This is a genomic window from Cryobacterium sp. 10I1, assembly GCF_035019805.1.
Taxonomy (GTDB): domain Bacteria; phylum Actinomycetota; class Actinomycetes; order Actinomycetales; family Microbacteriaceae; genus Cryobacterium; species Cryobacterium glucosi.
In genome coordinates, this window is record NZ_JASJVF010000152.1 from 1 (window position 1) to 8,163 (window position 8,163).

9 protein-coding genes and 1 pseudogene are annotated in these 8,163 nt (G+C 68.3%); 5 read left to right on the top strand and 5 right to left on the bottom strand.

Annotated elements, in window-relative coordinates:
- Window positions 1–148 precede the first annotated feature (148 nt).
- The 3 genes from QN345_RS12795 to ccsB are packed head-to-tail and all read left to right on the top strand — an operon-like array spanning window position 149 to window position 3,668.
- The gene (locus QN345_RS12795) at window positions 149–910 is read left to right on the top strand and encodes a cytochrome c biogenesis CcdA family protein (RefSeq protein ID WP_134448782.1); all 762 of its coding nucleotides are present in this window, start codon (window positions 149–151) and stop codon (window positions 908–910) included.
- Window positions 894–2,585 carry a cytochrome c biogenesis protein ResB gene (gene resB / locus QN345_RS12800; RefSeq protein WP_322188614.1) on the top strand — a complete coding sequence of 564 codons (1,692 nt, stop codon included), beginning with the start codon at window positions 894–896 and terminating at the stop codon, window positions 2,583–2,585. Before QN345_RS12795 ends, resB begins: the two co-directional genes overlap by 17 nt.
- Before the next feature lie 51 nt (window positions 2,586–2,636).
- Window positions 2,637–3,668 carry a c-type cytochrome biogenesis protein CcsB gene (gene ccsB, locus QN345_RS12805; RefSeq protein ID WP_322189884.1) on the top strand — a complete coding sequence of 344 codons (1,032 nt, stop codon included), beginning with the start codon at window positions 2,637–2,639 and terminating at the stop codon, window positions 3,666–3,668.
- Between the two features lie 21 nt (window positions 3,669–3,689).
- Here ccsB and QN345_RS12810 read toward each other — a convergent pair whose 3' ends face one another.
- The 5 genes from QN345_RS12810 to QN345_RS12830 form a co-directional block, all read right to left on the bottom strand.
- Window positions 3,690–4,703, bottom strand: a complete 1,014-nt coding sequence (locus tag QN345_RS12810; RefSeq protein WP_134448784.1) for an o-succinylbenzoate synthase — start codon at window positions 4,701–4,703, stop codon at window positions 3,690–3,692.
- A 147-nt stretch (window positions 4,704–4,850) separates the two neighbouring features.
- Window positions 4,851–5,114 (bottom strand): hypothetical protein, encoded by a 264-nt coding sequence (locus QN345_RS12815; RefSeq protein WP_134448785.1) that lies wholly within the window; start codon window positions 5,112–5,114, stop codon window positions 4,851–4,853.
- Window positions 5,111–5,443, bottom strand: a complete 333-nt coding sequence (locus tag QN345_RS12820) for an ATP-dependent DNA ligase (RefSeq protein ID WP_134448786.1) — start codon at window positions 5,441–5,443, stop codon at window positions 5,111–5,113. The genes QN345_RS12815 and QN345_RS12820 overlap by 4 nt, the downstream gene beginning before the upstream one ends.
- A 201-nt stretch (window positions 5,444–5,644) precedes the next feature.
- Window positions 5,645–6,682 (bottom strand): sigma-70 family RNA polymerase sigma factor, encoded by a 1,038-nt coding sequence (locus QN345_RS12825; RefSeq protein WP_241975296.1) that lies wholly within the window; start codon window positions 6,680–6,682, stop codon window positions 5,645–5,647.
- On the bottom strand, window positions 6,679–6,843 hold the full coding sequence (locus QN345_RS12830) for a hypothetical protein (RefSeq protein WP_322136983.1): 165 nt from the start codon (window positions 6,841–6,843) through the stop codon (window positions 6,679–6,681). Before QN345_RS12830 ends, QN345_RS12825 begins: the two co-directional genes overlap by 4 nt.
- Window positions 6,844–7,061: 218 nt before the next feature.
- Between QN345_RS12830 and QN345_RS12835 the strand changes: the two genes are divergently transcribed.
- Window positions 7,062–7,973, top strand: a complete 912-nt coding sequence (locus tag QN345_RS12835; RefSeq protein ID WP_134558652.1) for a 1,4-dihydroxy-2-naphthoyl-CoA synthase — start codon at window positions 7,062–7,064, stop codon at window positions 7,971–7,973.
- A gap of 7 nt (window positions 7,974–7,980) precedes the next feature.
- A pseudogene (locus tag QN345_RS12840) lies at window positions 7,981–8,163 on the top strand (o-succinylbenzoate--CoA ligase); the annotation flags it as partial.

Consider the following 8,163-nt stretch of genomic DNA (forward strand, 5'->3'; position numbering starts at 1 on the left):
TCGAGCAGCGCGACGGCATCCGCCCGGTTGGAGAACGCGACGTTCTCGGTCGTGGTCTGCCCGAAGCCGCGCGCATCCTCGGCGCCCTGTCGACGCCCTCGATCCTCGAGACCATTGTGCGCGACGCGATCGCCGAGGTCCCCGCGGCGTGAACAATCCCTTCGGCGAAATCGTCTTCAGCGGCCAGCTCCTGTTTGCGATTCCCATCGCGGTGCTCGCGGGGCTCGTCTCGTTCGCGTCCCCGTGCATCCTGCCGCTCGTGCCCGGCTACCTCGCATACATCGGCGGATTCACCGACGGCCGGTCGACCGCCGGTCGCGGTGACCGGCGCGGCCGGAACCGGCTCCTGGCCGGCGTCGGGCTCTTCGTGCTCGGCTTCACGCTCGTCTTCGTGCTGACCGGGGTCGTCTTCGGCGCGGCAGGCTTCTGGCTCAACCAGTACCGCGACCTCGTCACCCGGATCGCCGGCGTTGTCGTGATCCTGCTGGGGCTCGTCTTCGTCGGCCAGTTCGCGGCCCTGCAACGCACGGTCAAGACGAGCTGGCGCCCGCGCGCGGGACTTGCGGGCGCCCCCGTGCTCGGCGCGGTCTTCGCCGTCGGCTGGACCCCGTGCACCGGTCCGACGCTCACGGCGATCAACTCGCTCAGCCTCACCACGGGCTCCCCGTGGCAGGGCGGCCTGCTCGCGCTGTTCTATGCGCTCGGACTCGGCATCCCGTTCCTTCTCATCGCGCTCGGCCTCAACTGGGCGACAGGGGCGGTGTCGTTCCTGAAACGGCACGTCCGCGCGATCAATCTGTTCGGGGGCGTGCTCCTCGTCGTCATCGGCGTCCTCATGGTGACCGGCGTCTGGAATGCCTGGCTCCTCGACCTGCAAGGAGTGATCGGCAGTTATGTCCCGGCCATCTGACCACTACGATTCCCCAGCGCCGGCCCCGGCGTCCGACGATGTCATCCAGCCCAGGCTCGGCCTCGTCGGCTGGCTGCGCTGGTTCTGGCGCCAGCTCACCAACATGCGAACCGCCCTGTTCCTGCTGCTCCTGCTGGCGATCGCCGCCGTGCCCGGTTCGCTCGTTCCGCAGCGCAGCTCAGACCCGAACGGTGTCACCCAGTACTTCGCGGACAACCCCGACCTGGCTCCCGTGCTCGACAAGATCCAGGCCTTCGACGTCTACTCCTCCGCCTGGTTCTCGGCGATCTACCTCCTCCTGTTCATCTCGCTGATCGGCTGCGTGATCCCGCGCACGAAGCACCACTTCCAGGCGCTCCGGGCCCAGCCGCCGCGCACGCCAGCGCGGCTCATGCGGCTCGCCGGCTTCACCGAACGCACGGCTCCTGCCGGCACGGATGCCGCGGCGGCGGTCGACTCCGCCCGCTCGCTCCTGAAGAAGAGCGGCTACCGCGTCGCCCTGTTCGACAGCGCGCCGGCACGCGGCGGGCGGGAATTCTCGGCGTCGGCCGAGCGCGGCTACCTGCGCGAGACCGGAAACCTCGTGTTCCACTTCGCGCTCGTCGGCATCCTGATCACGGTCGGCTTCGGCAGCGGCTTCGGGTTCAGCGGCCAACGGGTGCTCGTCGAGGGCCAGACCTTCGTGAACACCCTGCTCGCCTACGACTCGTTCAGCCCGGGGCGGTTCTTCAGCGACTCGAGCCTCGAGCCGTACAAGCTCACCCTCGACGACTTCAGCGTCACCTACGAGACCCAGAACCTCGAGGCGTACGGCCAGGCGATCGACTACTCCGCTGCCGTCAGCGTCACCCGCCGCGGCGAGGCCCTCCAGACCGGCGTCGTCAAGGTGAACACCCCGATGCGCACCGGCGGCACCGATGTGTACCTGCTCGGCAACGGCTACGCGCCCTCGATCACCGTCAAGGACCCCAACGGGGTCGTCGTCTTCACCGACGCGGTGCCGTTCCTGCCGCAGGACGCGAACCTCACCTCGCTCGGCGTGATCAAGGTGCCGGACGGCCTCAGCGAACAGCTCGGCATGATCGGCTTCTTCTACCCGACGCAGGCCGCCAGTTCGACGGGCGCCTTCTACTCGTCGTACCCGGACCTCGAATACCCGATGCTCACCCTGAACATCTACTCTGGCGACCTCGGGTTGAACGCGGGAGTTCCGACATCCGTCTACTCGCTCAACACCGACAAGATGACGCGGCTCACCGGTGGCAAGACCGGCGTGAAGTCGCTCGAGCTCAAGCCGGGGGAGACCCAGCAGCTGCCGAACGGACTCGGCTCCGTCACGTTCAACGACGCGCACCCCGGCGCCGCCGCGAACGATTTCTCCGGCTCGGTGCTGCGGTTCGCGTCCTTCGACATCCACCACGACCCGACGCAGGTCTGGGTGCTGTCCTTCGCGATCCTCGCCCTGCTCGGGCTGCTCACGAGCCTGTTCGTGCCGCGGCGGCGAGTCTGGGTCAAGGCGATCGAGAGCGAAGACGGATCGCTGACCCTCGAGTACGCGGGACTCGCCCGCGGCGAGGACCCGGCCCTCGAAGCAGCCGTGACCGACATCGCAGACCGCCACGGGCGACTGCTGGTATCCTCCACATCAGCCGTCCCGGCGACCGAACAGAATTAGGCTGACCACGTGAATCTCAACGAGCTCTCGATCCTGAGCCTGTACTCGGCGATGGCCGTCTATGCGCTCGCCTTCATTTCCTTCGCCTTCGACCTCGCCAAGCGCTCCGCGGCCGTCAAGACGGCGGACGAGGCGACGGGCCTCGCGGCGCTCGCCGCCGTACCGGTCGGCGTCGGCGCGGCCAATGGGGCGCAACCGGCGGGCAGGGACGCGACCCTCGATCCGGGGAAGCCTGCGGGCAAGGCCGGTGCCGCGGCATCCGCCGGAACGATCGTGAACCGGATCAGCGCCCGCATCGCCAACGACGCCGCCACCCCGTACGGCCGCTCGAAGAGCCTGCGGATCGGCGTCTCGCTCACCGTGCTGGCCTGGGCGATCCACTTGATGGCCGACGTGCTGCGCGGCTTCGCCGCCGGGCGGGTGCCGTGGGCCAACATGTACGAGTTCGCGATGACGGGCACCCTGCTCATCGTGACCGTGTTCCTGATCGTGCTCACCCGCGCGGACCTGCGCTTCCTCGGCACCTTCGTGACCGGCATGGTGCTCGTGCTGCTCGGCATCGCGGCGCTGCGCTTCTATGTCGAGGTCGCCCCGCTGCCGCCGGCGCTCCAGTCGGCATGGCTCGTGATCCACGTCTTCGTCGCCTCGCTCGGAACCGGGTTCTTCGCGCTCGGCTTCGCGCTCTCCGTGGTGCAACTGCTGCAGTTCCGGCGGGAGGCGCTCGTCACGACCGCCGGCCGGGTGCGCCTCCGCTTCCTCGCGACGCTGCCCTCGGCAGCGACGCTCGAGAACCTGGCGTACCGGGTTCACATCATCGGCTTCATCCTCTGGACGTTCACCCTGATGGCCGGTTCGATCTGGGCGGAGAAGGCCTGGGGCCGGTATTGGGGCTGGGACACCAAGGAGGTCTGGACCTTCATCATCTGGACCATCTACGCCGGCTACATCCACGCCCGTGCAACCAGGGGCTGGCGCGGTTCCCGCTCCGCGTGGCTCGCGATCGTCGGTTTCAGCGCCGTGATGTTCAACTTCGGCGTCGTGAACGTCTTCTTCAAGGGACTGCACGCATACTCGGGCCTCTAACCCGGCATCCGCCCGGGCGGGTCAGTCCGTGATGGCGTCCGTGATGGCGGGTTCGGCGGCGAGCAGGGCGTAGCAGCGGCTGAGGCGGGCGAGCCACCAGGCGCTGCGCTCGGCGGATGCCGCGTAGCGGTCGAGCAGGTCGGCGTCGGGCACGACGCGGCGAACCGGGATCCGGCCGTCGACCGGCAGCAGCGGGTCGTGGGTGACATCGGCGGCGAGCAGCGAGGCGGTGCCGAGGCCGCAGTCGAACTCGAGGCCGGGGATCGCGGCGGCGAGGTGCGCGCCCATCGCGATGCCGACCGAGGTGTCGAGGGCACTCGAGACCACGACGGGCAGGCCGGCCAGCGCAACGAGGTCGAGTGCGACGTGAATCCCGCCGAGCGGTGCCGCCTTGATCACGAGGATGTCGGCAGAGCCCGTGGTCGCCACGAGCAGCGGGTCCTCGGCGCGGCGCACGCTCTCGTCGGCGGCGACGGGGATGCCGAGGTAGTCGGCGGAGCGACGGCGGATCTCGGCGAGTTCCTCGATGCTCGCGCACGGCTGTTCGACGTACTCGAGGTCGAACTCGCCGAGGGCGTTCAGGGCGTGTTCGGCTTCGTCGAGGTTCCAGAGGCCGTTCGCGTCCACACGGATGCGCCCCTCCGGTCCCAGCACCCGGCGCACGGCGCGCACGCGGGCGACGTCTTCTGCGAGGGTCTGCCCGGGGGCGGCCACCTTCACCTTGGCCGTGCGGCACCCCGGAAAGCGGGCGAGGACATCCGCCACGAGTTCCGCGTCGATTGCAGGGACGGTCGCATTGACGGGGATGCTCTCGCGCAGGAGGGCGGGCGTCGGGGTCCAGCCGAAGTCGATCGCGGCGCGCAGCCAGGCGACGGACTCTGCGTCGTCGTACTCGGCGAACGGCGCGAACTCCGTCCAGCCCTCCGGTCCTTCGAGGAGGAGTGCCTCGCGGGTGTCGATTCCGCGGAATCGGGTGATGAGCGGCAACGCGACAATGCGGGCCGTTCCGAGCAACTCTGCGAGTGGGGGAAGCATGCTTCCAGTCTGCCAGCCGGGCGCGGGTGCGGGCGACCGTGCCGCCGCACGCGTCGGGGCGTGCGCGCCAGAAGCGCCGCTCCGCGCCAGGCCTGCCGGGCGCGGAACGGCGCAGTGGGCGCGCGGCGGAGCGGACCGTGCGGGAGGCTAGAGGGAGTCGTGGTTGAAGGCGCCGTCGACCTCGAGGTCGAGGTCGTCCCCGTTGGTGGGTTTGACGTCGATAACCGCGAACGCGATGCCGGGCGCGATCAGGAGATAGGCGTCCTCGAAGCGGCCGCCGCCGCTGTTGACCGGAAGCCAGTACGGCTGGCCGGACGTGACGGCCGCGTTGATCTCATTCCGGAGCGACTCTGCGGACCGGCCGCCCAGGGAGTACTGCTGACCGCCATAGACGATGTCGATGCGAATCATGGTTCATCCTTCGTCGCGAGCACGGATGCCGGCCGGTGCGGTTCGGGGACGAGCTGCAAACCGCCAGAGGAGTTGGCGGTCAGCATGAGCGCCTCCACCCAGTCGCGATTGAGGCTCGGCGAGCGACCGCCGAAGTATTTGAAGGCGAGCGGGATGGCCGGATGCAGCCAGATCGTGCTGCGACCGTCGCCTCCGGACGGGTCGTCCCTCCACGTGAAGTAGAAGCACTCTCCCCGGCGCAGCTTGGCTCCGATGACCACCTGGATGTGCGCCAGGATGCGATCATCAAAGTCGGCCGTCACCGTCGAGTTATAGGTGAGCTTTCCCATGATTCCCTCGTTGGCGCGTCATAAGGAATTATTGCTACAAAATCGAGACGTTGCCAATGCTCAGTTCGGGGGGTCCCCCGGAGAGCCGTGGAAAAGTTCAGTGCCGTGGAAAAGTTGGGTCACGCCGGAACCGGGTTTTGGGGGGGGGGGCCCCCCCCCCCCCCCCACAACCGGTCATCGACGGACCAGGCCTGCGGGCATCTAATCGCGCAGGTACCGTTCGAGCCGAGGCACGTGCAGGAGGGCCAGCGCGCGCTTTTCGATCTGGCGGACCCGCTCCCGCGTGACGCCCTGGATGACGGCGATCTGGTCGAGGGTGCGCGGTTCGTCGCCGTCGAGCCCGAATCGGGCCTTCAGGATCGACCGCTCCCGCGGCGGCAGCGCGTCGAGGTAGAAGCAGATGTCCGCGGCACGCAGCGTGACCGTCGCATACTCGTCCGGCTGCGGCAGGTCGTCGTCGATGATGAGCTCCGAGATGTCTCCGACGCCGTCACCGACCGGGGAATGCAGGGAAATCGGCTCATTGTCGTACTGCAGCAGCCGCGAGACGTCGCGGATGGGGATCTGCGCCGCCTCGGAGAGCTCCTTGAGCGAGGGGTCGCGGTCGAGGGTGCTCGTGAGGTCGCGGCGGATGCGCTTGATCTTGTTGAGCTTCTCCGCGGTGTGCACGGGGATGCGGATCATCCGGGACTTGTCGGCCATTCCGCGGTGAATCGCCTGGCGGATCCACCAGGTCGCGTAGGTGGAGAACTTGTATCCGGTCATGAAGTCGTACTTCTCGACCGCTCGGACGAGGCCGATGTTGCCGTCCTGGACGAGGTCCATGATCGGCACCCCGCGGCCGGAGTAGTGCTTGGCGATGCTGACGACGAGGCGGAGGTTGGCTTCGATGAAGTGGTTCTTCGCCCGGCCGCCGTCGTGGGCGAGCCAGGCGAGTTCCCGGGAAAGCTCGTGGTCGTCGACCCCGTGCGCGAGCTTCTCTGCGGCGAACAGGCCGACCTCGATCCGCCGGGCGAGGTTGACCTCATCCTCGGCGCTCAGGAGGGGGCCCTTGCCGATGCGGCGCAGGTAGTCGCCGAAGGCATCCGTGGATGCCCTGCTGTAGCGGGACGCTGCCGTACTGCCGGCCGAACGCTGGGATGAGCCGGCCGGGTTGATCGAGGGGAGCGGGGCGCGGTAGGAGTCGGGAGAATCGAAGTGGTCGTGGGCCGGTGCCGACGTGTTCATCGTGACGGTCACGGTCGCACCGCCGTTCCGATGGCGTTCTGGTGTTTTCTGGTGTTTTCTGCCGGGGTCATGCGGATGCTGACGGCGCTGATGGTGCTGTGGGTTCGGGTTGCCACGTCGTTGTGGAGTGGCAGGTCGATCGGGGCTTTTGACTGTGTGTCTAGGTCGTTCATGACTACCTCCGGGTCTCACTGAGACCACAAGTACACATGGTGAAAATGAGGCGCTCAAGGGGGTTGACTTTGCCACCACAAAAGGGGTATTTCTCATTTTCACCGGCGTGTCGTTTGGTTTTTCAGGCCTGAGTATGTGTGAGAGCGCGCCCATCCGCGCGCTGTCCAGCCGGCACCCCTCGGGTCCGCGCGCGGGGTCCGCCGCGTAGGCTTGCAGCATGATCGAACAGGTGTCTGAAATCTTCGACCCGAGCCAGTGGAAACTCGTCCCGGGCTTCGAGTCCCTCACCGACGTGACGTACCACCACGACCTCACCGGGCAGATCGCGCGCGTCGCGTTCAACCGCCCGGAGGTGCGCAACGCGTTCCGGCCGCACACCGTCGACGAGCTGCAGGCCACCCTCGAAGACGCCCGGATGAACCCGCGCATCGGCGTCGTCCTCCTCACCGGAAACGGCCCGAGCCCGAGGGACGGCGGCTGGGCGTTCTGCTCGGGCGGGGACCAGCGCATCCGTGGCCGCGACGGCTACAAGTACGCGGAAGGCGAGACTGCCAGCGGCATCGACAAGGCCCGCAGCGGCCGACTGCACATCCTCGAGATCCAGCGCCTGATCCGCTTCATGCCGAAGGTCGTCATCGCCGTCATCCCCGGCTGGGCGGCCGGGGGCGGGCACTCCCTGCACGTGGTCTGCGACCTCAGCATCGCGAGCGCAGAGCACGCCAAGTTCAAGCAGACGGATGCCAACGTCGGCTCCTTCGACGCCGGTTACGGCAGCGCATACTTCGCCCGCCAGGTCGGGCAGAAAGCCGCGCGCGAGGTCTTCTTCCTCGCCCGCGAGTACTCCGCCCAGCGCGCCCTCGAGATGGGCGCGATCAACGCGGTCGTCCCGCACGCCGATCTCGAAAACGAAGCCATCGACTGGGCTCGCACGATCCTGACCAAGTCGCCCACCGCCATCCGCATGCTCAAGTTCGCCTTCAACGCCGTCGATGACGGACTCGTCGGGCAGCAGGTCTTCGCGGGCGAAGCGACGCGGCTCGCCTATGGCACGGACGAGGCCGTCGAGGGCCGCGACGCGTTCCTCGAGAAACGCGACCCCGACTGGGGTCCGTACGACTGGCAGTTCTAGTCCCGCCGTGACACGGATGCTCCGGGTCGTCTCCGTCGACCGGCCGCTCGACCTCCTCGACCTGCTCCGCGAGGCCCTCTCCGGGCGCGGGGACGCCCTGCTGCCCGTGCCCGTGCCCGTGCCCGTGCCCGTGACCGTTCCGGACGGCACGGCCGTCGTCATCGAGACGAGCGGTTCGACCGGCGTGCCC

Excerpts from the sequence above, each read along its gene's own strand:
- resB (WP_322188614.1), top strand. The coding sequence starts at position 894 with ATGTCCCGGCCATCTGACCACTACGATTCCCCAGCGCCGGCCCCGGCG.
- ccsB (WP_322189884.1), top strand. The coding sequence starts at position 2,637 with ATGGCCGTCTATGCGCTCGCCTTCATTTCCTTCGCCTTCGACCTCGCC.
- QN345_RS12810 (WP_134448784.1), bottom strand. The coding sequence starts at position 4,703 with ATGCTTCCCCCACTCGCAGAGTTGCTCGGAACGGCCCGCATTGTCGCG.
- QN345_RS12815 (WP_134448785.1), bottom strand. The coding sequence starts at position 5,114 with ATGATTCGCATCGACATCGTCTATGGCGGTCAGCAGTACTCCCTGGGC.
- QN345_RS12820 (WP_134448786.1), bottom strand. The coding sequence starts at position 5,443 with ATGGGAAAGCTCACCTATAACTCGACGGTGACGGCCGACTTTGATGAT.
- QN345_RS12830 (WP_322136983.1), bottom strand. The coding sequence starts at position 6,843 with ATGAACGACCTAGACACACAGTCAAAAGCCCCGATCGACCTGCCACTC.
- QN345_RS12835 (WP_134558652.1), top strand. The coding sequence starts at position 7,062 with ATGATCGAACAGGTGTCTGAAATCTTCGACCCGAGCCAGTGGAAACTC.